Annotated in this window: 29 protein-coding genes; 13 read left to right on the top strand and 16 right to left on the bottom strand. The window is 59.6% G+C overall.

The annotated features are described in order from the left end of the window. Positions 1-17 precede the first annotated feature (17 nt). The gene (gene rpiB, locus GOW60_RS08830; protein WP_152459008.1) at positions 18-467 is read right to left on the bottom strand and encodes a ribose 5-phosphate isomerase B; all 450 of its coding nucleotides are present in this window, start codon (positions 465-467) and stop codon (positions 18-20) included. Positions 468-570: 103 nt separating this feature from the next. Beyond that, entirely contained in the window at positions 571-1,590 is a 1,020-nt protein-coding gene (locus GOW60_RS08825; RefSeq protein WP_152459007.1) for a ribose-phosphate pyrophosphokinase, read from the bottom strand. A 107-nt stretch (positions 1,591-1,697) separates the two neighbouring features. Here GOW60_RS08825 and GOW60_RS08820 point away from each other — a divergent pair, with 107 nt between their 5' ends. Both GOW60_RS08820 and GOW60_RS08815 read left to right on the top strand, forming a co-directional pair. After that, positions 1,698-2,300, top strand: a complete 603-nt coding sequence (locus GOW60_RS08820; protein ID WP_171229008.1) for a 2-hydroxychromene-2-carboxylate isomerase — start codon at positions 1,698-1,700, stop codon at positions 2,298-2,300. Next, positions 2,297-3,130, top strand: coding sequence for an alpha/beta fold hydrolase (locus tag GOW60_RS08815; protein WP_254443866.1), 834 nt, complete (start codon positions 2,297-2,299; stop codon positions 3,128-3,130). The genes GOW60_RS08820 and GOW60_RS08815 overlap by 4 nt, the downstream gene beginning before the upstream one ends. Here GOW60_RS08815 and GOW60_RS08810 read toward each other — a convergent pair. From GOW60_RS08810 to GOW60_RS08800, 3 genes are read right to left on the bottom strand one after another with little or no spacing between them, the layout of a single operon-like run. Continuing rightward, a complete protein-coding gene (locus GOW60_RS08810; protein WP_171229007.1) occupies positions 3,117-4,151 on the bottom strand; it encodes a low specificity L-threonine aldolase in 1,035 nt (344 codons plus the stop codon). The genes GOW60_RS08815 and GOW60_RS08810 overlap by 14 nt on opposite strands. After that, positions 4,151-4,624: a YcgN family cysteine cluster protein gene (locus GOW60_RS08805; protein ID WP_171206268.1), complete on the bottom strand. Its 474-nt coding sequence runs from the start codon at positions 4,622-4,624 to the stop codon at positions 4,151-4,153. The genes GOW60_RS08810 and GOW60_RS08805 overlap by 1 nt, the downstream gene beginning before the upstream one ends. Next, complete coding sequence (locus tag GOW60_RS08800; protein ID WP_171229006.1) at positions 4,621-5,553, bottom strand: bifunctional riboflavin kinase/FAD synthetase; 933 nt, start codon at positions 5,551-5,553, stop codon at positions 4,621-4,623. Before GOW60_RS08800 ends, GOW60_RS08805 begins: the two co-directional genes overlap by 4 nt. Positions 5,554-5,813: 260 nt before the next feature. Here GOW60_RS08800 and GOW60_RS08795 point away from each other — a divergent pair, with 260 nt between their 5' ends. Together GOW60_RS08795 and GOW60_RS08790 are read left to right on the top strand one after the other, a co-directional pair. Continuing rightward, complete coding sequence (locus GOW60_RS08795) at positions 5,814-6,395, top strand: methylenetetrahydrofolate reductase C-terminal domain-containing protein (protein WP_171229005.1); 582 nt, start codon at positions 5,814-5,816, stop codon at positions 6,393-6,395. Further along, positions 6,392-7,381, top strand: a complete 990-nt coding sequence (locus GOW60_RS08790; protein WP_152459000.1) for a methylenetetrahydrofolate reductase — start codon at positions 6,392-6,394, stop codon at positions 7,379-7,381. Before GOW60_RS08795 ends, GOW60_RS08790 begins: the two co-directional genes overlap by 4 nt. Before the next feature lie 75 nt (positions 7,382-7,456). On the opposite strand, the gene GOW60_RS08785 is transcribed toward GOW60_RS08790, so the two are convergent. The 5 genes from GOW60_RS08785 to GOW60_RS08765 form a co-directional block, all read right to left on the bottom strand. Next, complete coding sequence (locus GOW60_RS08785) at positions 7,457-7,900, bottom strand: MaoC family dehydratase (protein WP_117872517.1); 444 nt, start codon at positions 7,898-7,900, stop codon at positions 7,457-7,459. Between the two features lie 101 nt (positions 7,901-8,001). Further along, positions 8,002-8,877 (bottom strand): TIGR01459 family HAD-type hydrolase, encoded by an 876-nt coding sequence (locus tag GOW60_RS08780; protein WP_171229004.1) that lies wholly within the window; start codon positions 8,875-8,877, stop codon positions 8,002-8,004. A 102-nt stretch (positions 8,878-8,979) separates the two neighbouring features. Next, positions 8,980-10,056 carry a DUF389 domain-containing protein gene (locus GOW60_RS08775; RefSeq protein ID WP_171229003.1) on the bottom strand — a complete coding sequence of 359 codons (1,077 nt, stop codon included), beginning with the start codon at positions 10,054-10,056 and terminating at the stop codon, positions 8,980-8,982. A 132-nt stretch (positions 10,057-10,188) separates the two neighbouring features. Further along, positions 10,189-11,109 (bottom strand): manganese-dependent inorganic pyrophosphatase, encoded by a 921-nt coding sequence (locus GOW60_RS08770; protein ID WP_171229002.1) that lies wholly within the window; start codon positions 11,107-11,109, stop codon positions 10,189-10,191. A 110-nt stretch (positions 11,110-11,219) separates the two neighbouring features. Then, positions 11,220-12,200, bottom strand: a complete 981-nt coding sequence (locus GOW60_RS08765) for a TraB/GumN family protein (protein ID WP_171229001.1) — start codon at positions 12,198-12,200, stop codon at positions 11,220-11,222. Positions 12,201-12,310: 110 nt separating this feature from the next. Here GOW60_RS08765 and GOW60_RS08760 point away from each other — a divergent pair, with 110 nt between their 5' ends. The 6 genes from GOW60_RS08760 to GOW60_RS08735 all read left to right on the top strand — a co-directional run bounded on the left by GOW60_RS08760 (position 12,311) and on the right by GOW60_RS08735 (position 18,169). Continuing rightward, the gene (locus GOW60_RS08760) at positions 12,311-12,985 is read left to right on the top strand and encodes a DUF2161 domain-containing phosphodiesterase (RefSeq protein WP_171229000.1); all 675 of its coding nucleotides are present in this window, start codon (positions 12,311-12,313) and stop codon (positions 12,983-12,985) included. Between the two features lie 152 nt (positions 12,986-13,137). Next, a complete protein-coding gene (gene groES / locus GOW60_RS08755) occupies positions 13,138-13,425 on the top strand; it encodes a co-chaperone GroES (protein ID WP_152458994.1) in 288 nt (95 codons plus the stop codon). Positions 13,426-13,478: 53 nt separating this feature from the next. Further along, on the top strand, positions 13,479-15,122 hold the full coding sequence (gene groL / locus GOW60_RS08750) for a chaperonin GroEL (RefSeq protein WP_152458993.1): 1,644 nt from the start codon (positions 13,479-13,481) through the stop codon (positions 15,120-15,122). A 244-nt stretch (positions 15,123-15,366) separates the two neighbouring features. Continuing rightward, complete coding sequence (locus GOW60_RS08745; protein ID WP_171228999.1) at positions 15,367-16,209, top strand: DMT family transporter; 843 nt, start codon at positions 15,367-15,369, stop codon at positions 16,207-16,209. A gap of 38 nt (positions 16,210-16,247) precedes the next feature. Further along, positions 16,248-17,021, top strand: coding sequence for an alpha/beta fold hydrolase (locus GOW60_RS08740; RefSeq protein ID WP_171206261.1), 774 nt, complete (start codon positions 16,248-16,250; stop codon positions 17,019-17,021). After that, positions 17,018-18,169 (top strand): alpha-D-ribose 1-methylphosphonate 5-triphosphate diphosphatase, encoded by a 1,152-nt coding sequence (locus GOW60_RS08735; protein WP_171228998.1) that lies wholly within the window; start codon positions 17,018-17,020, stop codon positions 18,167-18,169. Before GOW60_RS08740 ends, GOW60_RS08735 begins: the two co-directional genes overlap by 4 nt. A 67-nt stretch (positions 18,170-18,236) precedes the next feature. On the opposite strand, the gene GOW60_RS08730 is transcribed toward GOW60_RS08735, so the two are convergent. The 4 genes from GOW60_RS08730 to GOW60_RS08715 form a co-directional block, all read right to left on the bottom strand. Beyond that, entirely contained in the window at positions 18,237-19,304 is a 1,068-nt protein-coding gene (locus tag GOW60_RS08730) for a 5-(carboxyamino)imidazole ribonucleotide synthase (protein WP_171228997.1), read from the bottom strand. 2 nt (positions 19,305-19,306) lie between these two features. Next, positions 19,307-20,062, bottom strand: a complete 756-nt coding sequence (locus GOW60_RS08725) for an NAD(P)-binding domain-containing protein (RefSeq protein ID WP_171228996.1) — start codon at positions 20,060-20,062, stop codon at positions 19,307-19,309. Continuing rightward, positions 20,059-20,544 (bottom strand): 5-(carboxyamino)imidazole ribonucleotide mutase, encoded by a 486-nt coding sequence (purE, locus tag GOW60_RS08720; protein WP_117872985.1) that lies wholly within the window; start codon positions 20,542-20,544, stop codon positions 20,059-20,061. The genes GOW60_RS08725 and purE overlap by 4 nt, the downstream gene beginning before the upstream one ends. Before the next feature lie 76 nt (positions 20,545-20,620). Continuing rightward, positions 20,621-20,845, bottom strand: a complete 225-nt coding sequence (locus tag GOW60_RS08715) for a YdcH family protein (RefSeq protein WP_152458986.1) — start codon at positions 20,843-20,845, stop codon at positions 20,621-20,623. Between the two features lie 163 nt (positions 20,846-21,008). Here GOW60_RS08715 and GOW60_RS08710 point away from each other — a divergent pair, with 163 nt between their 5' ends. From GOW60_RS08710 to GOW60_RS08700, 3 genes are all read left to right on the top strand, one after another. Further along, on the top strand, positions 21,009-21,422 hold the full coding sequence (locus GOW60_RS08710; RefSeq protein WP_058275530.1) for an Hsp20 family protein: 414 nt from the start codon (positions 21,009-21,011) through the stop codon (positions 21,420-21,422). 5 nt (positions 21,423-21,427) lie between these two features. After that, positions 21,428-21,652, top strand: a complete 225-nt coding sequence (locus GOW60_RS08705) for a DUF1150 family protein (protein WP_171168916.1) — start codon at positions 21,428-21,430, stop codon at positions 21,650-21,652. A gap of 84 nt (positions 21,653-21,736) precedes the next feature. Continuing rightward, positions 21,737-22,627 carry a PhzF family phenazine biosynthesis protein gene (locus GOW60_RS08700; RefSeq protein ID WP_171228995.1) on the top strand — a complete coding sequence of 297 codons (891 nt, stop codon included), beginning with the start codon at positions 21,737-21,739 and terminating at the stop codon, positions 22,625-22,627. A 51-nt stretch (positions 22,628-22,678) separates the two neighbouring features. Here GOW60_RS08700 and GOW60_RS08695 read toward each other — a convergent pair whose 3' ends face one another. Both GOW60_RS08695 and GOW60_RS08690 read right to left on the bottom strand, forming a co-directional pair. After that, on the bottom strand, positions 22,679-23,515 hold the full coding sequence (locus GOW60_RS08695; protein ID WP_171228994.1) for a hypothetical protein: 837 nt from the start codon (positions 23,513-23,515) through the stop codon (positions 22,679-22,681). A gap of 127 nt (positions 23,516-23,642) precedes the next feature. Further along, positions 23,643-25,364: a bifunctional sulfate adenylyltransferase/adenylylsulfate kinase gene (locus GOW60_RS08690; RefSeq protein ID WP_171228993.1), complete on the bottom strand. Its 1,722-nt coding sequence runs from the start codon at positions 25,362-25,364 to the stop codon at positions 23,643-23,645. Positions 25,365-25,480 lie beyond the last annotated feature (116 nt).

The raw sequence follows: 25,480 nt of genomic DNA, 5'->3' as shown, positions 1-25,480 counted from the left end.
TGAACGATTGATTGGGCTCAGTCGTCCTGCGCTTCGATCATGTCCACGCGCGTGGCGTGGCGGCCGCCTTCGAATTCGGCACCCAGAAACGCGTCAACGATGTCCAGCGCCAGACCTTCGCCGACAACCCGCGCACCAATCGACAGCATGTTGGCGTTGTTGTGCTGGCGGATCATGCGGGCCGAGAATGCGTCTGAACAAACGCCACAGCGAATGCCGGGCACTTTGTTCGCAGCCATCATGATACCCTGCCCAGTGCCGCAGAGGACGATACCCAAGCTGCAATCGCCCGAGGCAACGGCCTGCGCCGCGGCCTTTCCATGCTTGGGGTAATGGGTGCTTTCGGGGGTTGTCGGGCCGATATCAACCACGTCCCAACCTTGCTGCGCGATGTGGTTGGCCACGGACTGGCGCAGCTCGATCGCCGCGTGATCGCTGGAAAGAACAATACGTTTGTTGGCAGTCATGGAGGTGATTCCACTTGTGTCGCCGATCGCGCCCCATGGTCAGATATCCGCGCAATCGGTATTTCAGATATCAGGGGGCGACATGTTCGGCCGCCCCTGTAGCTCAATCCATCTGATACATGGATTCGTAGATCGGGGTCAGTGTCTTGTCTTCGAACAGCGAAGACACACTGGTTCCGTTCCAGATGTTCAGGATCGCCTGGGTGAAGATCGGCGCAGTCGGAACGATGCGGATATTCTTTGCCTTCAAAATCTCTTTGGTCGGCTGGATCGTGTCGGTCAGCACCAGCGACTTCATGACCGAGTTCGTCACTCGCTCGACCGCAGGGCCGCTCATGACGCCATGCGTGATGTACGAATGAACTTCCTTGGCGCCATTGTCCAACAGGACCTGCGCGGCCTTGCAAAGCGTTCCGGCGGTGTCACACATGTCGTCGACGATCAGGCAGATCTTGTCCTTCACATCCCCGATAACGGTCATTTCCGCGACTTCGCCTGCTTTCTCGCGCCGCTTGTCAACAATCGACAAGGGGGCGTTGATGCGCTTGGCCAGTTCACGGGCGCGCGCCACGCCGCCCACGTCGGGTGAAACCACCATGATCTCATCCAGATTGTCCTTGAACTGGTTTTTGACATCCAGCGCAAAGATCGGCGAAGCGTACAGATTGTCGACGGGCATATCGAAAAAGCCCTGAATCTGCGCGGCATGAAGATCCATCGTCAGAATCCGCTCGATCCCTGCACCGGTCAGCATATTGGCCACCAGCTTGGCACTGATGGGCGTGCGGGCCTTGGTGCGGCGATCCTGGCGGGCATAGCCGAAATACGGGATCACGGCCGTGATCCGTTGCGCCGACGAGCGGCGCAGTGCGTCGGCAATGATCAGCAGCTCCATCAGGTTGTCGTTGGCCGGGTTCGAGGTCGGCTGGATGATGAACATATCCTCGCCGCGAACGTTTTCGAAAACCTCGACGAAGATCTCGCCGTCATTGAACCGCTCGACGCGCGCATCGACCAATCCCTGGTCGACACCGCGATACAGGCTCATGCGGCGGGCGATGGTTTCGGCAAGTGGAAGGTTGGCGTTCCCAGCGATAAGCTTGGGTTCGTGAAGTGTCGGCATCGGCTGAGGTCCCCGGGCAGCAATGGCAATGTGACAGATTCGTGATGTTGACACCGCTTAGCATGGCCTTACCGTCCCGCAAAGGTAACGCAGCGGAGAAAGTGAACATGACCCGGATTGACTACTTTTTTGCGACAATTTCGCCCTACAGCTATCTTGCGGGGAACCGGCTGGAAGAGATTGCGGCGAAACACGACGCAACGATCAACTACAAGCCGCTGGACATCATGGCCCTGTTCGCACGCACCGGGGGTACGCCGCCAAAAGACCGTCATATCTCGCGCATCGAATACCGCGCTCAGGAATTGCTGCGCCAATCGAAGAAACTGGGGATGGAGTTCAACCTGCAACCGGCGCACTGGCCGACCAACATGGCGCCGTCTTCCTATGCGATCATCGCCGCGATCAAGGATGGTTCGGGCGACGTGGGCAAGTTGTGCCAGTTGATCCTGCGCGCCTGCTGGGCCGAAGAAAAGGACGTCGCTCAGGATGATGTGATCCGGGACTGCCTGGCAAATGCCGGGTTTGACCCGGAACTGGCCAACAGCGGTCTGCTGGTCGGGGCCGAAACCTATGCCGCCAATCTGGAAGAAGCCGTGGATCGCGGCGTGTTCGGCGCGCCGTTCTACATCACGCCGGATGGTCAAAGGTTCTGGGGGCAGGATCGCCTGGACGATCTGGATCGGCATCTGTCCGAGATGAATGGATGACAGCCCCGACGGAGATGCAATCCGGTTTCGTGAGACGATTGGGCGATGGTGGGCGCAAATTGCTTGCCCTTCATTGCACCATTGCGCATTCCGGCGCGTGGTCCGGCCTGGCCAAGGCATTGGATGGCAGCGTGTGTCTTGTTGCGCCGGATATGCTGTCTCATGGGCGCAGTCCGGACTGGGACGGTCAAAGCGATTTCTTTGACGCTGTGATAGGGCTGGCGGCGGTCGAATTGACCGAGCCCACGGATCTTGTCGGCCATTCCTTTGGGGCGATCGTTGCGCTCAGACTGGCCATCGAGCACCCGGACCGTATACGAAGTTTGACCCTTATCGAGCCTGTGTTCTTTGCCGTGGCAAAACAGGACGCGCCCGATTTGTTCGATCAGCACCTGCGAGAGTCCCAGCCGATTGAAGCAGCGTTCCAAGCAGGCGACGAAGCGCTGGCCGCGCGGTTGTTCAACCGGATGTGGAGCACTGACATCAGCCCCAAATGGCCTGACCTGCCAGAGCGGACGCGCGCCGGCATGGTGCGTGGAATTCATGTTGTTCCTGCGTCTTATCCCGTTCTGTACGATGACCGCGCCGGGTTGCTTGACCCCGACGGATGCAAACGCGTATCGATGCCAACCCTGTTGCTGAGCGGATCAAAGACCCACCCGACGATCTCCGCAATCTGTGAAGGGTTACAGCGCCGTCTGCCGAACGCACGCCATGAGGTCGTACAAGGTGCGGGGCACATGCTGCCCATTTCGCACCCCCTTGAAACCAGCGTGCTGCTTCGAAAGCTCTGGAAAGCTGGCCAAGAGACGGGTGTTACAACAGGCTGAGAAACTGATCGATCTCGGCTGTTCCGATCGACCAGTCGCAGACCAGTCTGCATGCAAGGCTTTCATCGTCATCATCACCTTCCAGCTCTGCCCCCCAGAGGTGGTAGATCGCCCCGGCCTCATGCAGCTGTTTGTGCTTCGCGCGCGAGAAAGAGGCAAAGATCATGTTGGCCTGTGGTTCGTGCAGGAACTCGGCACCTTTTGCGCGCAAGCCATCGGCCAGCCGGGCACAGTTTGCATTGGCCTGACGCGCCAATTGCAGCCACAGATCATCCTCAAGATAGGCCGCCATCTGAGCGGACAGGTAGCGATGCTTGGAAAACAGATGCGCCCCGCGTTTGCGCCGCAGCTCGAATTCCCAGGCCTTGCTCTCGTCAAAGAACACCACGGCCTCGACGCCCATCAGGCCGTTTTTGGTGCCGCCGAAGCTGACTGCATCCACCCCGGCTTTCCATGTCATGTCAGCCGGAGAACAATTCAGGGCCACCAGGGCATTGCTGAACCGGGCCCCATCCAGATGGACCGGCAAGCCATATTCCTTTGCGACCCCGCACAGCGCCTGCAACTCCTCGAGCGAATAGACCGATCCGCGCTCGGTAACCTGGGTGATCGACACCGGCCCGCGCTGCGGCCCGTGAACCCCACGGGTTTCTTCGCCCAGGATGGACCCGCGCAGCGCGTCCGGCGTCATCTTATCGCCGCCGGGAACAAGGGTCAGCTTGGCCCCGGTGTAAAACTCGGGCGCGTTGCACTCGTCTTCGTGAATATGGGCAACCGGAGAGCAGAAGATCGTTTCCCAGGGGTTGGACAATGTGGCAAGGGCCAGCGAATTTGCCGCTGTCCCCGTCGCCACCAGATAGACGGCCGCCCCCGGAGCTTCAAAGATGCTGCGAATGCGGTCACGCACCTCGTTCATCATCGTGTCGGCGCCATAGGCCATCTGATAACCCTGATTGGCCTCGGCCAGTTTGGCCATGACCTGCGGGTGAACCGGCCCGGAATTGTCAGATGCGAAATACATCAGCTAGGCTCCTCGATAATGTAGTCTTCCCACTCTTCCATGGGGGTTTCGAACTCGGACACCGTGCGCCCTCGGACCGACACGCCTGCGGCGTGCACGGTTTCCGGCGTACCAGACAACAATGGATGCCAGTCGTAAAGCGGTTTGCCTTCCCACAGCAGCCGATAGGCGCAGGTTTGCGGCAACCAATAGGCGTGTTCGTCAATATTGTCGGGTGTCATGACGATACATTCCGGGACGAATTGATGCCGGATGTCGTATTGCGTGCAGCGGCAGCTTTCATCGTCCAGCAGGCGGCAGGCGACGCAGGTCAGGGCAACTTCGCCCGAGTCTTCATCTTCCAACTTGTTGAGGCAGCACTTGCCGCAGCCGTCACACAGGGCCTCCCACTCGCGCTGGTTCATCTTGCGCAGGGGTTTGCGTTCCCAGAACCGGGCGGGCAGGCCGGTGCGTTCAATCGGATCAGCGCTCATAGGGCGGCCAGAATGCCCCGGGCCTGTTCACAATCGGCATTCATCTGCGCGATCAGACCATCCAGCCCGTCAAATGTCATTTCAGGGCGCAGGAATTCGATCAGCCCCACCGACAAGGTCGCCCCGTACAGGTCGCCGGAAAAGTCGAACAGGAAAGTTTCGATATTTGGCACTTCGCCATGGAACATCGGGCGCACCCCAACCGAGGCCGCGCCGTGATAGCTGCCCTGATGCGGGCCATCCAGCACGTCGACCAATACCGCGTAGACACCGAATTTCGGCGGGTGGAGCCCTTCGATGGACATGTTCGCGGTTGGGAAACCCAGTTCCCGTCCGCGCTGCTCGCCCCCGATCACCTCGCCTTCGATCCTGTGCCAATGGCCCAGCATCGCAGCGGCATCCCTTGGGCGACCCTCGCTCAATGCGGTGCGGATGGCGGTTGACGAGACCACGTTTTCCGACCGCTGCATCAAAGGGGCAATCGTCACGCCAAATCCCATCTCTTGCCCGAAGCGAACCAGATCGTCAGCCGTCCCACTGCGGCCCTTGCCAAAACAGAAATCGGCCCCGACCACGACATGGGACAGGCCCAGCCCGTCACAAATCACGTTGCGCGCGAATTCATCAGGGGAAAGCCCGGCCAGCGCCGCGTTGAACGGCAGCTCGTACAGTTTCTTCACACCCAGCTTCTCAAGCCGATGCGCCCGCGCATTGCCGCGCATCAGGCGGAACGGAGGAGAGTCCGGCGCAAAGTACTCACGTGGATGCGGCTCGAAGGTCATGACACCCAGTGGCGCATCCGGGGCCGCGTCGCGGGCCAGTTCGATGACCGACTGATGCCCCAAATGGACGCCATCAAAATTCCCGATCGCAACGCTGGCGCCGCGGTCTTCTGGCTCGACAAACTGGAAATCCCGGATGATGTGCATAGGCGATTGCGTAGCGTTGCGTTGCGATTTGTTCAAGCGGCAGTTTGAATTCAAGGCACGCGTCCTGGCGAAACACACCAAAACCATTCGTCAGACCTGATTGCACACCGGGGCATCCCCGGAATGCCATGCAACATTCGACCAACTGCTTGATCCAAAAAAAATACTGGGTGTAGACTGGGTTTCCGGCCCTCGGACCACGCTGGGGGGCGGGCGATGGCCCGGCCAGGTTCAAATGAACCCAGCACAGGAGGCAGACCATGTATCGATTGCGACTGTTCGCGATTCGCAACGCCCGTGCGTTCGAGTGGATTTACAAACGTGTCGAGCGGGGCATGGTCGCGATGGATCCGGTTTTTGCAAAGATCGGCTACAACCGCGTTGAACGCCCCATCGCGCTGGTCGAAAAAGGCGTCAAAAGCCTTTTGTTTGATTGCAAGATGTGCGGGCAATGCGTTTTGTCTTCGACGGGTATGTCTTGCCCAATGAACTGCCCCAAGCAACTGCGCAACGGCCCATGCGGCGGCGTGCGTCCCGGTGAGTTCTGCGAGGTGAAGCCCGATATGAAATGCGTCTGGGCTTTGGCCTGGGACGGGGCCAGCCGCATGCAACACGGGGGCGACAAGATAAAAGAGGTTCTTCCGCCTTTGGAACACACGTTGAAGGGATCATCATCCTGGCTGCGGGTCAGCCGCGAGATCGCCGCACAGGAACGCGAGGCCCGGGACGCTGCCCGCGAAACGCTTGCGCAGGCGTTCCCGGAGGCGCGCGAAAACGAACCCTCTGCGGCACCTCTGGCTGCTGAACCCCCCAACGCGGTGAACCGGGAGCTGAAGAAATGAATGATGCCCATCGCAGCGAGGTCGAGCCGATCGGCTACGTGCCTGTTCCCGAAGGCTATGTCTCGCACAGTCGATTGGAAAGAGTTCTGCGTTCGGGTCGTTTTGCGGTGACCGCTGAACTGAACCCACCGGACAGTGCTGACCCCGAGGATGTGTTTCAGGCGGCGCAGCCGCTGGGTGAAGTGGCGGATGCGATCAATGCAACCGATGCGTCCGGTGCCAACTGCCACATGTCTTCGATAGGGATCTGTGCGTTGTTGACCCGCGCGGGGTATTCTCCGGTCTATCAGATTTCCTGCCGAGACCGGAACCGGATCGCCATTCAGGGGGATGTTCTGGGGGCTGCGGCGCTGGGCGTCAGCAACGTGCTGTGCCTGACGGGCGACGGTGTCGGAGTTGGGGATCAACCGGGGGCAAAACCGGTGTTCGACTTCGATTCCCTGACCTTGCTGCGGACGATCCGAACGATGCGCGATCAGGGAAAGTTTCTTTCCGGCCGCAAGATCACGCGCCCCCCTCAACTGTTTTTGGGTGCGGCGGAAAACCCCTGTATTCCACCTTATGATTGGCGCCCGGAACGTCTTGCAAAGAAGGTCGAGGCGGGGGCCGAGTTTATTCAGACCAACTATATCTACGACATTCCGCTCTTTGAAAGGTTCATGGATCGGGTTCGGGATGCCGGTCTGGACGAAAAAGTATTCATCATTGCCGGTGTGGGCCCCATCGCTTCGGCGCGCGCGGCACGCTGGATGCGCAGCAATGTGCCCGGAATTCACATCCCGGATCATGTCATCGAGCGGATGGAAAAGGCCGAAAAGCCCGCGGAAGAGGGCAAGAAGATCTGTATCGAACTGATCCAGCAGATCCGGGACATCGCCGGTGTTTCCGGGGTTCACGTGATGGCCTACAGGCGTGAACACGTTGTGTCGGAAATCATTCTGGAATCAGGTGCGCTGAAAGGGCGAAAACGAACCCGTTCTTCCTGACGACTTTGTGTGCAGTTGAATGCCCAAACAAAAAAGGCGCCGGTCCGGCGCCTTTTGCAAGACTGTGTTTGCCAGTCAGTCGAACTTGCGCGACGGGGCAAGCACCATGGCTTCGCCGATCAGGACCTTCTTGCCCTCGACCGAACAATGGCAGTCCAGCTTGACGCGGCGCTTGGCAAAATCGATGTCAATCACCTTCACCTCGGCATAAACCATGTCACCCGGACGCACAGGCGCCAGGAACTTCAGTGACTGACCCATGTAAACGGTGCCATGACCCGGCAGTTGTTCACCAATCACGGCCGAGATCAGACCCGCCGTCAGCATTCCGTGGGCAATACGGCCTTCGAAGATCGTATCGCGGGCATAGTCGTCGTCCAGATGCACCGGATTCCGGTCGGTCGAGACCTGCGCGAACATTTCGATATCTTCATCCGTCACCACTTTGCGCAGGTGGCGGGACATGCCCATTTCGATGTCTTCGATACAGATCGTTCCGCGCGGAAGATTGTCCAACATGTTGCCCTCACTCGAAGTCGGCCGTGAAAGAAAAAACCATCATTTGGCCAAGGTTGGCAACTTTATTACTTCGCAGTTGCAGAAAATCAAGTCTTTTCTTGCTACCTCAAGCGCCCGATCGTGTAGGTTGGATTGATCTTTTCCCTTTCAATATAGGCGGTTAGGGATTCGTGGTGCGGATGATGCGACGTTTTTGTTTCTGCCGCGGCCAATCCGCCCGAGATGAACAGAGAATCAATGCCCTCTCCCATGCCGCCCAGAATGTCCGTGTGGGGGCCATCGCCGATCACCAGAATGTCACTGTCGGGGATATCGTGCCCCAGTTCCTGCAACCTGCGACGGGCCAGATCATAGATCGGGGGATGCGGTTTGCCGAAAAACAGGCTCTCGCCGCCCATTTCGGTGTACAGCCTGGCCAAAGCACCGGCACACCATTCGCGCACCTCGCCGCGGTCCACGACAATGTCAGGGTTAGCACAAAGCAGTTTCATCCCCATCTGCTTGGCGTAAAGGAAATCCGGCCGGTTCACATCCGGGTCGGCCATCGGGTCGAACGGGCCGCAGCAGACAATACCCTCGGCTTCCTTCAGCGGCACACGCTCGATATGGATGGGGTGATCCAGCAATTTCAGCGGTTCGAAAAAGCCCGCATCGCGCTGCCACTCGCCCATGAAATAAACCTTATGCCCGACAGCACCGCGGAACATCGCAGATCGCGCGGAATCCCCGCTGGTGGCGATGGTGTCATACGCGTCGGCGGGGACGTTGAATTGCACGAGTTGCTCTGCCACCCCGGCGCGGGGTTTGGGAGAGTTCGTGACCAAGACCACCAGTCCACCCTTGGCGCGATAGGCCTTCAGCGCTTGGACGGCCTCGGGGTAGGCCGTGATGCCGTTGTGAACACAGCCCCAAAGGTCGACGAACAATGCTTTGTAACGGTCCGAGATATCGGAAAGCGAGGAAACGATCTGGGTCATGGGGGCCTCTGGGTCTGATGTCGCGCTGGCGACAGCTATGGCAAAGCTTGGGCCCGAACACCATCCCGCATTCCCGTTTGCGCGAAGGAATGGGTGAAACTGCTACTCGTCTTCGGTAATTTCAGTGACGTCCGGGGCCTGCTGAACGTTTTCCGTTCCCAGGATGATCTGGGCCCCGATACGCGGCTGATACCGGATAATGGCCAGGTATCCGGGTCCAAGCTCCTCCTCCAGCACCCCGACCAGAGGGGTCTCACGCAGCTTGGGTGGCAGCAAACCGGCAATGGAAGAAACTTTGAACTGCGCCTCGGCCGGCAGATCGACGACCAGCCAAACCTCGGCCCGCTTGCGCTGAGCGTTGACGTCGATGCGGATGATTTCCACGGAAACCGGATCGGCCCATGCGCGAATGGCATCGGCCAGTTGCGCCTCGGTGCGCGTCTCCAGATAACGGTTGTAGGTGGACTTCCCAAGTTGCAGGACGACGACGATCAGAAACGCGATCGCGACGAAGACGCTGGCGGTAAAGTTCAGCTTGCGCTTTCCCTTGCTGAAAACCACGGACCGGGCGGCATAGACAAGATATACCGCGCAGGCTGACAGAATGATCGCGCCAAGGTTCGTTGCGAAAAGCAGCCCTGCCTCATAGGCTTCGGCGGGTTCGTCAAAATACAAAAGAATGCCCGAAGCCGACAGCGGGGGAACAAGCGAAACGCCGATGGCCGCGCCGGGTAGAAGGCTCAATTCGGATTTGTTGATCTGAACATAGGCCCCGGCCACACCGGCAGCGAGCGCGACGATCAGGTCTTCGGTGCCGGGATCGGTGCGCGCCAGGACCTGGTCGGGGATCAAAATGCCACGGGGAACATCGGCGACATAGACCAGAAACCATGCCATCATCACGCAGACAATGGCAGCCAGGCACACCGTAAACGCCAGCGTCACCGCGCGTTTCAGCCATCCCATGACCATCGCGGCGGCCACCCCGAGGATCGGGGTCATCAGCGGCGCCACAAGCATGGCCGCGATCACGACAGCGCCGGAGTTGCGCAGCAACCCCATGGTGGCAATCACGACCGACAGCGTCAGCAGCATTGCAAAGCGTCGCCAATACGCCGCCTTGTCGGCACCTTCAAAAAGAAGAATGCTGCGGGTGGTGCTCAGTTTTCGTACGACCATTGCATTTACCTGACCTGGGATGGGCTTTTGACCCCCGGTCAGACTAACAACCGACAACGCGTCCGCAAATGGCTGTCAGCAAAGAAAAAAGGCGCCCGAATTGGACGCCTTCAGATTTGGGTCGTTTGAGGATCAGACCTTCAGGTTCGGAATGATCTGCTTTTTGCGGCTCATGATACCGGGCAGAACAACGGCGTCGCCGTCCACGGTTGCGCCAAAGCTTTTCTCGGCCACGGTTTTGACCAGATCATTGGGGACCAGCAGCGTGGCCTCTTCGTTCAGGATATCAACCACGAACAGCAGCACCTGATCGACGCCGTCTTCCTTGGCAACATCCACCATCGAGTCCGCCAGGCTGGCCTTGCGGTCCAGAACGACGCCGGGGGCGGTGGTTTCCAGAACCGAGACCCGGAATTTGGTGCCGTCGACCTCGTATTCTTTGCTGTCCATGCGGATCAACTCGGCGTCCGAGAAGGACGAGACATCCGATTTCGCCGCGAACATGTCTGCCGCATATGCCGAAATGTCCAGCTCGAGCTCGGCCGCCAGACGTTCTGCAACCTCGCGGTCATGCGCCGTGGTGGTGGGAGAGCGGAACTCCAGAGTATCCGACAGAATGCAGGTAAGCGCAGCGCCCTTGATGGCGTCGGGCATCTTGGCCGCATCTTCGCCCATCAGATCAACCATGATGGTGGCGGTGCACGCCAGTGGGCGAACGGTGATGTCGATCGGGCCTTTGGTTTCCAGGCCACCGACCAGCTTGTGATGGTCGATGATGGCGCGGATGTCCGCGTCGTTGATGTTGGCCGGCAGTTCGGCGGGGTTGTTGGTGTCGACGATGACCACCGGAGTTTCCGCAGGCAGGTCCTCAAGGATCCGCGGCTTGGGCAGGTCCCAGTTTTCCAGCATGAATGTTGCTTCGGTGTTGGGTTCACCCAGCAGCACGGGTTCGGTCTGCTCACCCTTGACCTCGTTCAGGTACCACGACCACAGGATCGGCGAACCTGTGGAATCTGTGTCGGGGGATTTGTGGCCAAATACTAGCGTCGTCATGTCAGTGTCCTGCGGAATGGAAATTTGCGCGCCTTATAGGGCGGCTAAAAGCCGTTGTCACGCCGCTGAGCACTGTCTGCGACGCTTGGTCTGAAAACCGCTGGGTCCGTTCAGAATTCGGCGCGTGTCAGAACGTATCCGGCTTCTTCCAGTTGGTTCAGCAGGCCGTAATCATCGCTCAGGTGTCCCGCGCCGACCGCAATTACAACTGTCTGATCCCTGATGTCCAGAATCTGCGCCATCCAGTTGGCATTTCGCTGCACCAGCAACTGCTGCTCGAAATTTTGCCATTCCGCATCAAAGGCTTCGGGGCTCAAGCCCGACTGCTCAAGCCCCTGTAGGCGGGCAAGCTGTATGATCTCGGCGTGCTTTTCTTCCAGATACGCGTTGGCCATGGTGGCCAATTGGTCTGCATTGCCCTGCATCGCCCCGGACAGGCGCACAAGCGACTCGACCTGTTTCTCGAGCGGATAACTGTCGAACATGGCCATCAGGTCTTCGATTCGTTCCAGCGAGTGCTGCGGAATACCTTTTTCAACGGCCAGATCGTTCAGGCGGGCGTCCATTCCATAAGTTGAATTCGGGTCCTCGATCATGCAGGGCGGAATGCTCAGCATCATGGTCAGGAACCACGGACGCATTTTCGCAGCCATCCAGCCGGGGACGCCGCGCTGGGCCAGGGCTGCTGACAGCGCATCCCAGTCGTCTTCCGCCATCAGATCGATCAACGTAGGGCCCGAGGTAATCATCACCGCACTCAGGTCGTTGGCCATGGTCTTTTCGAAAGCGTCCATGTCGTCTTGAGTGACTTCGAAATAAAAGGCGTCCGCTTTGCTGAGTTCGGGCGACAGGCGGTCAATCACGTCTTCCATGCGCGGGTCGTAACTATGCAACGTGCCGATGATGTGCAAAACCGTGTCGCCCTTGCGTGCAATCCAGTGATTGCCTTCGGGATAAGCGATCTGGGCCACTGCACTTTGCAATTTGGTCCGGGTTTCCTCGGGCAGTTGCGGGCGCAGGTCCACCCCCTCGCACGCGGCCTGAGCCGAGATCGGAAACAGAAGGAACGCAAGAAAAGTGAGCAAACGCATGGGGCCAGCCTGAATGGTGTCAAGAAGTTGAACCCAGACTTAGCCACGCCACCTGCCGATGTTCAAGCCGCCCGTCTGGTATTCTCCGGCAATCTGCGTAGCATGGCCGCATGAACCGCGAGCAGGATCTCTATCCCCCGGTCAAGGCGCTGCTGGAGCGTCAGGGATACACCGTCAAAGGTGAAGTCGGCGTAGCCGACATCGTTGCGGTGCGCGATGGGGATGCGCCGGTGATTGTCGAACTGAAACTGCGGTTCACGCTGGCCCTGTTTCATCAGGCGATCACTCGGCTGAAACTCACTGATCTGGTTTATGTTGCCGTCTGCAAACCCACGGGCCGAACGGCCCGGCGGGCGCTCAAGGATAATCTGGCACTGTGTCGTAGGCTTGGCCTGGGCCTTATCACCGTGCGGGCTGATGGCACGGTCGAGGTTCAGTGCGATCCCGGCCCCTACGCGCCCCGTAAGAACAAAGCCGGGGCCGTACGGTTGCTGCGCGAATTCGACCGGCTGCAAGGCGACCCGAACGCCGGGGGCGCGACGCGCCATGGTATCGTGACGGCGTATCGGCAGGATGCGCTGAAATGTGCGGCCTATCTGGCCGAGAATGGCCCGTCCAAGGGGGCGGACGTCGCCAGATCGGTCGCGGTCCCGGTCGCCACCCGGCTTATGCGGGAAAACCACTACGGGTGGTTCGAGAAGGTTGAAAAAGGCATCTATGGGCTTACGTCAGAGGGCGCAGAAGGGTTGAAGCATTGGGCCTATAGCTGGGAACAGGCTGACTGATCCATTTTGCAAAAAAATCTCTCACAAATTGTTGACTCGGACTTTTAGACTCCCTAGCTATGCGTCGTTATCACTCACACACCCCGAGTGCTAACGCCTCGTCGGAAGGCGGGGGGAGGATAGATAAACTTTGAGCCCAAGGAGCTACAAAGATGGCATTGAAACCGCTTCATGACCGTGTGCTGGTTCGCCGCGTAGAGAGCGAAGAGAAAACCGCAGGCGGCCTGATCATCCCTGACAGCGCAAAAGAAAAGCCGAGCGAAGGCGAAGTCGTCGCAACCGGCGAAGGTGCGCGCAAGGACAGCGGCGAACTGATCGCAATGGCTGTCAAAGCTGGGGACAAGATCCTGTTCGGCAAATGGTCGGGCACCGAGGTCAACGTCAACGGCGAAGAGCTGCTGATGATGAAAGAAAGCGACATCATGGGGATCATCGAGTAAGCGCGCGCTTTCTCTGATCTTCATTTCAAACTTATTTCTCAAGGAGAAACGACATGGCTGCAAAGGACGTCAAATTCGACACCGATGCCCGCAATCGTATGCTGAAGGGTGTGAACATCCTGGCCGACGCGGTTAAAGTGACCCTGGGCCCCAAAGGCCGCAACGTGGTTCTGGACAAATCTTTCGGCGCACCGCGCATCACCAAGGACGGTGTTTCGGTTGCCAAGGAAATCGAACTGGAAGACAAGTTCGAAAACATGGGCGCGCAGATGGTGAAAGAAGTCGCCAGCCGCACCAATGACGAAGCCGGCGACGGCACCACCACCGCAACCGTTCTGGCACAGGCGATCGTAAAAGAAGGCCTGAAGCAGGTTGCAGCTGGCCTGAACCCGATGGACCTGAAGCGCGGCATCGACCTGGCAACCGCCAAGGTTGTTGAAGGCATCAAAGAAGCCTCGCGCGAAGTCAAAGACTCGGCAGAAGTTGCCCAGGTTGGCACCATCTCGGCCAACGGCGAAGCCGAAATCGGTCAACAGATCGCAGACGCGATGCAGAAGGTTGGCAACGAAGGTGTCATCACCGTCGAAGAAAACAAAGGTCTGGAAACCGAGACCGACGTTGTCGAAGGTATGCAGTTCGACCGCGGCTACCTGTCGCCTTACTTCGTCACCAACGCAGACAAGATGATTGCAGAACTCGACGACTGCATGATCCTGCTGCACGAGAAGAAACTCTCGTCGCTGCAGCCGATGGTTCCGCTGCTGGAACAAGTGATCCAGTCGCAGAAGCCGCTGCTGATCATCGCGGAAGACGTTGAAGGCGAAGCGCTGGCAACTCTGGTTGTCAACAAACTGCGCGGCGGCCTGAAAATTGCTGCTGTCAAAGCACCTGGCTTCGGCGATCGCCGTAAGGCGATGTTGCAGGACATCGCAATCCTGACCGGCGGTCAGGTCATCAGCGAAGATCTGGGCATGAAGCTCGAGTCCGTCACCATGGACATGCTGGGCACCGCCAAAAAAATCGAAATCACCAAAGACGAAACCACCATCGTCGACGGTGCTGGCGAGAAAGCCGAGATCGAAGCACGTGTTGCTCAGATCCGCACCCAGATCGAAGAAACCACCAGCGACTACGACCGCGAGAAGCTGCAAGAGCGCGTTGCCAAACTGGCAGGCGGTGTTGCCGTTATCCGCGTCGGCGGCATGACCGAAGTCGAAGTGAAAGAGCGTAAGGACCGTGTGGACGATGCTCTGAACGCAACACGCGCTGCCGTTCAGGAAGGCGTTGTTGTGGGCGGTGGTGTTGCTCTGGTCCAGGCCGGTAAAGCACTGGAAGCTCTGAAAGGTGCAAACGCCGATCAGGACGCAGGTATCAACATCGTTCGCAAGGCAATCGAAGCGCCGCTGCGCCAGATCGCCGAGAACGCGGGTGTCGACGGCGCGGTTGTGGCCGGCAAGGTCCGTGAATCGTCGGACGCAGCATTCGGCTTCAACGCGCAGACCGAAGAATATGGCGACATGTTCTCGTTCGGTGTGATTGACCCGGCCAAAGTGGTTCGGACTGCTCTGGAAGACGCTGCATCGGTTGCTGGCCTGCTGGTTACCACCGAAGCAATGGTTGCCGACAAGCCTGCCAAGGAAGGCGCGGCACCTGCCGGCGGCATGCCCGACATGGGCGGCATGGGCGGCATGATGTAAGCACGCCGAATTCGCCTCTGGCGAATTCTGGCGACCCGACAGGCGCTTGGCGGTATCGCCAAGCTGCCGAGGGGGGAGCCTTGGAGCTTGAGAAAGGGGTCGCCTTCGGGCGGCCCCGTTTTGTGTTGACAGTTCTGTTTTCAAGGCGTGTTTAGACGCTGCTTTGTCCGGCGCCGGATGTCTGTTCCCACAACCTTCGCGAAAGTGAGTGTGCAAATCCCGCCCGAACGGCTATGCGGATGGCATGAGATTGTTTTTGCTCACCGCCCTGACCATGTGTGCCTTTGCGGCGAACTCCATTCTGAACCGGCTGGCCATCGACAGCGGAGCCAGCGATCCAACCGGATTTGCCATCGTTCGGGTTTTGGCGGGGGCCGTGGTCCTGGCCGCTCTTGTGCTGGCACGCGGAGGGCGCCTTCCGCTGCGCAATCGAAGGCGGATCATTGGCGCGGGGTCGTTGACGCTCTACATGATCGGATTTTCAATCGCCTACCTGACGCTGGATGCAGGCTTGGGTGCATTGATTCTGTTCGGCGTGGTGCAAATTACGATGTTTTCTGTGGGCGCATTGACGGGCGCGACTCCGACCGCCCGGCAGGTGGCGGGGGCAGGGGTTGCGCTTGCAGGTCTTGCCTATGTGCTGTGGCCGACTGGCGCCGTTCAAGTCGACTTGGCTGGCGCGGCTCTGATGGCCGCCGCCGGTATTGGTTGGGCCCTTTACTCGATAGCGGGCCGATCAGAAACAAACCCGCTGGAGGGAACGGCCGCCAATTTCATCGTCGCTTTGCCGGTGACTGCCCTGGCGATGCTTGCCGGCGGCAGCGCCTGGCAGATGAGCGGGGCGGGGTATCTGCTGGCCGTCCTGTCCGGCGCGGTAACATCCGGGCTTGGTTATGCTTTGTGGTACCGTGTTTTGCCTCAACTGGCCCCGTCGGTGGCGGCTGTCGTTCAACTCAGCGTGCCGGTAATCGCAATTCTCGGCGGTGTCGTCTTTCTGGGCGAGATTGACGGAGTACGGCTGATCATCGGGGCCACGCTTGTTTTGGGCGGTATCGCGCTGGCCGTGCTGCGACGTCACCGGGGCTAGGGCTTTTATCAAAGGCTGATAGGCTTTATCTGGCGGTTATGAAACTTTTGATTGCCTTGCTCTTCTGCCTCGTTCCCGCCGCAGCCAGTGCGAAATGCGTGATCCTTCTGCACGGTCTCGCGCGCACCGAGGCCTCGTTCACCGTGATGGAGCAGCTGTTCAAGGCTCATGACTATACCGTTGTGCGCCACGGGTATCCATCGACCGAAATCGGTATTCCGGAACTGGCAAGGCAAACCATACCGGACGCGCTTGCGGCGTGTGGTGATGACAAAGCCAATGTCGTTGCGCATTCCATGGGCGGTATCCTGTTGCGCTATTGGCTCAAGGACCATCGGCCCGAAAACCTGGGTCGTGTCGTCATGCTCGGCCCGCCCAATCAGGGCAGCCAGTTGGTCGATGAGCTGAGCGCATGGGAAGTGTTCGGGTATCTGAACGGCCCGGCGGGCCTGCAATTGGGCACAGGCCCCGAAGGCATTCCGCGCCGCCTGCCGCCGGTGGATTTTGAACTGGGGGTGATCGCGGGTGAGAATTCGCTCAACCCGCTGTTTTCATCGCTGATCGACGGGCCGGATGACGGCAAGGTTTCGGTTGAAACCACCAAGGTCGAAGGGATGAAGGATCATCTTGTTCTGCCGGTGACCCACACCTTCATGATGAACAACCCGCGCGTTATGGCACAGGCGCTGCATTTCATCGAATTCGGCCAATTCGATCGGCAGATCACCTGGCTGGACGGCGTGATGGAGATAATCGACGAGATCTGCATCGGGCAGGATTGCTCGGAACCTGACTCGGAGCCCACACGATGACCTCTCTGGATCTGACTTTGACCGGCGCAGAGGTTCTGTTGCCGGAGGATGGTCTGTCGCGCTGCGATCTCTCGATAGCAGAGGGTGTCATTCAGCAAGATCGGACCGGGCGCAGGGTTGACTTGACCGGTTATCTTGTCCTGCCCGGTATCGTCGATCTGCACGGGGACGGGTTCGAACGCCACATCGCCCCGCGTCGGGGCGCAATGAAGCAAATGAACGAAGGCATTCTGGCAGCCGAAGCCGAACTGGCCGCCAATGGCATCACCACCGCCGTTCTGGCCCAGTTCTACAGCTGGGAAGGTGGCGTGCGCGGCCCCGAGTTTGCCGCGCAGGTGTTTCAGGCCATCGCTGCGGTCAAGAACAGCACCGTCACGGATCTGATCCCGCAATTGCGGTTCGAGACCAACATGCTGGAGGATTACGAGGGTCTGGCCCATCGCATCGCCGAATGGCAGGTGCCCTATGTGGTGTTCAATGATCACCTGCCGCATGATCGTTTGGCGCAGGGCAAAAAGCCACCGCGCCTGACCGGGCAGGCGTTGAAGGCCGGACGCAATCCGGATGCGCATTTTGAGATGCTGCTCAATATGCATGTCCGCAGGAACGAGGTTCCCGCTGCCGTCGAAGTACTCAGCGCCGAACTTGTCTCAATGGGGGTGCGTTTGGGTAGCCATGATGACGCGACCGCCGAGACAAGGGCATGGTGGCGCGACCGGGGCGTGCGCATTGCCGAATTCCCCGAAACGCTTGAAGCCGCCGAAGCCGCGCGTTCTGCCGGGGATTACGTTATCCTCGGCTCTCCCAACGTCGTGCGGGGCGGATCACACAAGGGGAACGCAAGCGCCGTCGAACTGATCGCCATGGGGCTCTGTGATGCGTTGGCCTCGGATTATCACTATCCCAGCCCGCGCCGCGCGGCGTTGATGCTGGCCAAAACCGGTCTGCTGGATCTGGCCGGTGCCTGGGCGCTGGTCTCGTCCGGCCCCGCGCGGGTGCTGGACATGCAGGACAGGGGCACGCTCGCGCCGGGAAAACGCGCGGATCTGGTCATCCTGGACGCGGGCACCCATCGCGTTGCAGCCACCTTGGCCGGTGGGCGCGTCAGTTACATGTCAGGCGACATCGCCGCCCGGTTTCTGGGTTAGGCCCCGCAAAACCTTAATCTTTTCCCAAATTCTCTCGCCGAAGGCGTCGCGCGCAGGCGCGACACCCTCAACGTTTGATGCGGTTGAAATGCCCCATCTTGCGCCCGGCCTTTACCTCGGCCTTGCCATAGAGATGCAGCGCCACATCCCGCTCGCGGGCCAACTCGGGTACACGGTCCATGTCGTCGCCGATCAGGTTCTCCATCACGACGTCGGAATGGCGTTGCCCGTCCCCCAAAGGCCAGCCCGCCACGGCGCGGATATGCTGTTCGAACTGATCCACGGCACAGCCATTCTGCGTCCAGTGCCCCGAATTGTGAACCCGCGGAGCGATTTCATTCACGATCAGGCCACCGGGCGTCACGAACAGCTCAACACCCATCACGCCGACATATTCGAGAGCGTTCAGGATGTTCGCCGCCAGCAGGATTGCGTCTGTGCGCTGGGCCGGGGACAGGCGGGCAGGGATGGTGGTGGTGCGCAGGATGCCATCGCGGTGCACATTCTCACCCGGATCGAAACAGGCGACCTGACCGTCCAGACCACGGGCCGCGATGATCGACACCTCGTGCGAGAAATCCACGAACCCTTCCAGAATGGCTGGTGCCCCGGCCATATCGGCCAGAGCAGCCTCGGCATCCTCGGGCTTGCGCAGCCGGGCCTGCCCCTTGCCGTCATAGCCGAAGCGGCGGGTTTTCAGGATGGCGGGTGTCCCGATCTGTTCGATCGCCGCATTCAGGCTGTTCAGGTCGGTGATATCCGCAAACGGGGCTGTCTTCAGGCCCAGCTCTTGCAGAAACGTCTTCTCGGTCAACCTGTCCTGGCTGACCCGCAAGGCCTCGCGCCCGGGGCGGATCGGGCGGTGCGCTTCCAGAATGTCCAGCGCTTCGGTCGGGATGTTCTCGAACTCATAGGTGATGACATCCACCGCATCGGCAAAGGCTTTCAGCGCATCTGCATCGTCATAGGCCGCAGTGGTGACGCGATCCGCAACCTGCCCCGCCGGTGGGTTCGCACCCGGCTCATAGATATGGCTGACAAAACCCAGCCTGGCGGCTGCCACGGACAGCATCCGGCCCAGCTGACCGCCCCCCAGAATCCCGATCACTGCACCTTGGCCGAGCATTTCCGCCATCTTCAACTCTCCAAACGTTTCCCAATTGCCCCAAGCGCGGACCGCAGCGCCTCGTGCGCGCCCCCGTCTTTCAGGGCGTCCGTCATTTGCAGGCTCAGCGTGCCCTCTGTCGCCAGGGCGTCACGCTCCTGCGCCAACCGTCCGGCGGCGCCTTTTTCCATCGAGGCCAGAAAACCCGCCATCAACTGCGTTGTATAGAACTCGGCCCCGTCCGCATCACCGGTTGCGTCACCCAGCCATTCGGCACCCGTGGCCATCAGGTCCAGAATGCCGGGAACCATGGCACAAATGGCGAAATGCGCGTTCAGCGCGGCTTCATCCGCAACCTTGACCACGGGGTTTTCCGGTTCAAACAGGTCCGCCAGCAGGCGATCATTGCCAAAAGCCGCCATCGGGCAGCCGCCGGTTTCCAGAAAGCCCAGCGGGATGGTCTGCACGAAATGCGACGCCGGGGCGCAAAGCGCGGCCAGATGCTCGGCCGAAACCGCCGCCATGACCGACACGATCTGCTGATCGGCGCGGAACGTCAGCGGGTCCAGAACGTCGGCCGCGATATGCGGGCGCAGGCACAGGAACACGATGTCCGAGCTGTCGATCACGGCCTGAGGCGCAGCGACGGTTACGCCCAGTTCCGCCTTCAATGCGGCTGAAACCTTGGCGTTGCGCTCGGTCACGCTGATCTGGTGCCCCTTGGCGGCCATCAGCCGCGCAATCGGCGCGGCGATATGGCCGGTTCCGATAAAGCCGATCCGGCTCATCCCTGCGGTTCCTGGGGGATCGAGGCTGACAACGCGTCACGCCAGTTGTCCAGCCGCTCGGCCAAAGCATCATCCTGCAATGCAAGAATGCCCGCCGCCATCAGGCCGGCATTGGCCCCGCCGGCGGACCCGATCGCCATGGTCGCCACCGGAAATCCCTTGGGCATCTGTACGATGGAATACAGCGAATCCACGCCCGACAAGGCACGGGTCTGCACCGGGACGCCAATCACAGGCACCCGCGTTTTCGACGCCATCATGCCCGGAAGATGCGCAGCCCCACCTGCACCTGCTATGATCACCTGCAACCCACGCGAAACAGCGGTTTTGCCATAGTCCCACAGCCGGTCCGGCGTGCGGTGCGCGGATACGATGCGCGCTTCGTAGGCTACGCCCAGTTCGTCCAGAATATCCGCGGCTTCCTTCATCGTGGGCCAGTCCGACTGGCTGCCCATGATGATCCCCACTTTCACATCGCTCATCCGCATACGTCCCCGCGCTCAGAAAGAGCGCGCACTATAGCCAAATCCGGTTGGCTGGCAATGCGGTACAGGGCGTTCAGGCGATGATATCGGGCGTCAGGCGGTCTTCGATCAGGCGGATGATGTCTTTCAGGCGCAGTTTCTCTTTTTTCAGGCGCCGCAAGGTCAGTTGATCGGCCGTTCCCTTGTCATGCAATGCCTGAATCGCCTCATCCAGATCGCGGTGCTGTCGGCGGAAGACCTCAAGCTCAACACGCAATACTTCATCTGTTTTCATCGAAAGATCGGTAGGCGCGTTCATTGGCGACTCGAGTTGGTTGTGGTGCTTGGCCAACAAGATAGTGTGTCAGACGTTATCGCGCCAGACCTTGTGGACATCCTGGTTTCTTCCCATATTCTATTGCAGGCGGTTGCCAGAACGGGGCCGCACACCACGTCGCTTTTACAAAGAAGGACGAAAATACGTGTCGAAACTTACTCTTGGCTCATACCCGCATCTTTTGGGGTTCGAGCAGTTGGAACGCCTTCTGGAACGGTCTGCAAAGGCCGGAAATGAGGGATACCCGCCCTATAACATCGAACAGACCTCGGATTTTTCCTATCGCATCACTCTTGCGGTGGCCGGGTTTGCCGAAGAGGATCTGTCAATCACGATCGAGGATCGCCAGTTGGTGATCCGGGGCCGTCAGCGCGACGACAGCGAGGGGCGCATCTTCCTGCATCGCGGCATTGCGGCGCGTCAGTTCCAGCGCATGTTCGTGCTGGCCGATGGCGTCGAAGTGGGCGAGGCGATCATGGAAAACGGTCTGCTGCATGTGGATCTGACCCGCGCCGTGCCGGAAACTGTGGTTCAGACGATCAACATACGGAAGGGGTAAGAGCAATGAATACACCGATTGAAATCAACGCCCAAGGCAACCGTATTGTCTATGTCAAAACGGTTGAAGTATCTGAATTGCCTCGGGAAGTTCGTGAACAGGCCGGCGATCTGGATCAGCTTTACGCCGTCCACGATTCCGACGGGCAGCAACTGGCGCTGGTCGCCGACCGCAAGCTGGCCTTCGTGCTGGCGCGCGAACATGACCTGTCTCCGGTGGCCGTTCACTAGGCGGCCTGAAACTCTGCTGAAAAGACGTGACATTTTCTGCCTATGCAGTGATCGTGCCACAAATGCTAAAGCAGGAGTGGCATTATGGGCTGGTTTGACTTTGACTGGGTGGACGCCTTCAGTGATCGCGCCTTTGGTGGCAACGGATGTGCCGTCGTCCATGAAGGTGCGCGCCTGACGCAAGAGGTCTGCATGGCCTATGTGCGCGAAACCTCTCTGGTCGAATGCACCTTTACCGGGCCGTCCGACGTGGCCGACATCCGCGTCCGCTACTTTCTGGCCAGCCGCGAAATTCCCTTTGCGGGGCATCCGACTATCGCCACCGTCGCGGCGATGCGATCCCGCGGAATGATCTCGCGCGATCGTCTGACGCTGGAAACCGGTGCCGGCCTGGTGTCGATCCGTTTGCAGGGGGATCAGATCGAAATGACTCAGGTCGCACCGCAATTCGGTACGCGCGTCCCAGCGGAACTGGTGGCGGAAGCGGTCAGCCTGCCACCGGAGGCCATCATTTCTCCGCCTCAAATGGTTTCAACCGGCTTACCGTTCTGCATCACCGTTCTGCGGGATCATGCGGCCTTGCGGGCCGCTCAACTGGTTGAAGGCCCGTTGCGCAAAGTGGCTGAAACTGCGGGGTATTCCGGCTCGGACATGGCCGAGCCGTTTCTTGTCACGCTGCAAGGGGCAACCGATGAGGGGGATACGTTTTCACGCCTTCTCTTAGCACCGCCCAGCCCGCCCGAAGATCCGTTTACCGGGTCTGCCACCGGTGCGATGGCCGCCTATTTGTGGAAACATGGCTTGATGCAAAAGGAAAGCTTCATCGCCCAGCAGGGTCACGATATGGGCCGCCCCGGGAAAGCCATCGTCACGCGTGTCGGCCCGTCTGATGCGATGACGGGCATCAAGGTTTCTGGTCAGGGGCATATCCTTATGCGCGGGCAGGTCGACCTTCCGGAAATGCCGATAAACTAGGCGGGAGCCGACCAAGGGCTGACCCGCGAAACCCTGGCCGGATGCCACGGGCTACATCCAGGCCAACCGCAGAATCGGGGCCGTACTTGGTTCGATCCCGTGTCGTTTACACAACCTGTCCAGATATGACCCTGAAACCGGCAGCCCGGCCATCCGGTTGGCCATCAGTTTCTTCTGATGGCCGTAGATGTGTACCGAATGCACGGCTTCGGTTTCGATTTCGTTCGTCGCGATGCGCGGATCATGGAGCTTCCACAATTCCTCCTGGGCCAGCGGATAAAAGGTTTCGGCAGCCATGGCATGGTGGTCTTCTGCCGTCTGGCGCAGGAAATGGCCAAAGGCTTTGGGCCCCGAACTGGCCCAGGGCAGGGCTTCGATGCCCCAGCGTTCCCCTCTGGCGGTTCGTTCCCGATTGTGGCGCTGCAATCTGCGTCCACGCCAGGGTTGGGACGGGTTAGACGACATGACAAATTTCAGCATCTGTTCCAGGGTCGCCGATCTTGTGGGCAGGCGCAGCACACCAGTTGGGAAGTCACCCCGCCTGGAGCGACCGAACACGAAATCCGTCGAAAATTCAAACGCCCGTACGCAATAGGCATCCAGATCGACCCAGATCATCTCGCCTTGCCGCATCAGGTGCAGCCGGAAAATATCCGAGAAGACGGCAACGCCCTGTCTGTCTTCGGCCTTGACCACAAAAGGCGGGGGCCAGAAAACGTCGCTGGCAGGGCGGGTTTCGACGCCTGCCGGAATGCCTTTTACCTCGTGCGCGACATACAGGACGAAGCGGTGGCCATGATCCAGAAAGGACTGAAGGCAGAGTTGCTCCAACCAACTCAGATCGGATCCAAACCAGAAACTGGCAATGGTCGGAGACCTGTTCGTCATCTCAGTTTCACACCCGCCTTGAGGTCCTGAAAACCATCAGGACCAGCGGCAATTGTCAATCGAAGACCAAAAAAAGGAACGGCCCCCGGAATGACCGGAGGCCGCCAAACAAAGTCTGATGAGACCGTTATCCGTTTGCTGCGATCAGGCCCATGCTTTCCAGTTTCAGCAGCACCTGATGGGCGCAGTTGTCGACCTCGACATTTTCGGTTTCGACGCGCAGCTCGGGGTTTTCCGGAACATCGTAAGGGTCCGAGATGCCCGTGAACTCCTTGATCTTGCCCTCGCGCGCAAGCTTGTACAGACCCTTGCGATCGCGGCGTTCGCATTCCTCGATGCTGGTGGCCACATGCACCTCGCAGAAGGCTCCGAACTGTTCGATCTCTTCCCGCACGGCACGGCGTGTGGTGGCATAGGGCGCAATCGGGGCGCAGATGGCGATGCCGCCGTTCTTGGTGATCTCGGACGCCACATATCCGATGCGACGGATGTTCAGGTCGCGGTGTTCCTTCGAGAAGCCCAGTTCCGAGCTGAGATTCTTGCGAACGATGTCGCCATCCAGCAGCGTCACCGGGCGGTCGCCCATCTCCATCAGCTTGACCATCAGCGCGTTTGCGATGGTCGACTTGCCCGAGCCCGAAAAGCCAGTGAAGAAGACGGTGAAACCCTGCTTGGAGCGCGGCGGGAAGCGGCGGCGCAGTTCCTCAACCACCTCGGGAAACGAGAACCACTCGGGGATTTCCAGCCCTTCACGCAGGCGGCGGCGCAGTTCGGTGCCCGAGATGTTCAGGATCGTGACGTTGTCCTTGTCGAGAATCTCGTCATTCGGTTCGTACTGGGCGCGTTCCTGCACATAGACCATGTGCTTGAAGTCCACCATTTCAACGCCGATTTCGTCCTGAAACTGTCGGAACAGATCCTGCGCGTCATAGGGGCCGTAGAAATCCTCACCTTTGCTGTTCTTGCCGGGGCCCGCGTGGTCGCGGCCAACGATGAAGTGGGTGCAGCCGTGGTTGGCGCGGATCAGGCCGTGCCAGACGGCCTCGCGAGGGCCAGCCATGCGCATGGCCAGGTTCAACAAGCTCATAGAGGTGGTCGAAGCGGGGTATTTATCCAGCACCGCCTCGTAACAGCGCACGCGGGTAAAATGATCGACGTCGCCCGGTTTGGTCATGCCCACGACCGGGTGGATCAGCAGGTTGGCCTGTGCCTCTTTGGCGGCGCGGAAGGTCAGCTCCTGATGCGCGCGGTGCAGCGGGTTGCGGGTCTGGAAGGCCACGATGCGGCGCCAGCCCAGCTTGCGGAAATAGGCGCGCAATTCATTCGGGGTGTCGCGGCGCCCACGAAAATCGTAATGCACCGGTTGTTGGATTCCGACCACCGGTCCGCCCAGATAGACCTTGCCGGCCACGTTGTGCAGATAGTTCACTGCCGGGTGGGCATCGTCATCGGCGCCAAAGACCTTCTCGGCCTCGCGCGACTTGTCCGGAGTCCAGCGGTCGGTCACGGTCATGGTGCCCAACATCACGCCTTCCTGATCACGCAGAGCGATATCCTGCCCAAGTTCGATCTGATCCGCGAAGTCTTCGCTGACATCCAATGTGATGGGCATTGGCCAAAGCGTTCCATCGGCCAGGCGCATATTCTCGACCACATTGTCGTAATCCGCTTCGCTCAGAAATCCCTTGAGCGGGTTGAACCCGCCATTCATCAGCAGTTCCAGGTCGCAGATCTGACGCGGGCTCAGATCCCAGCTGGTCAGGTCGGCCGCTTCCACTTTCAGCTTCTGCGCCGAATCGTATGACACATACAGTTCGGGGATCGGGGCCAGATTGCTTAACATCGTCATTGGAATTCTCTTGTCGCAGTGTTGATTTGCCAGTGGATATCAGGCGGTTTCGAGGCGTTTGCACCGACTGACAGGCGAAGTCCACAGGCGTGAATGTAACAAAGGAGGATATGCGC

The organism is Ruegeria sp. HKCCA4008 (genome assembly GCF_013033125.1).
GTDB lineage: Bacteria > Pseudomonadota > Alphaproteobacteria > Rhodobacterales > Rhodobacteraceae > Ruegeria.
This window is presented reverse-complemented; position numbering and strand designations above follow the sequence as displayed.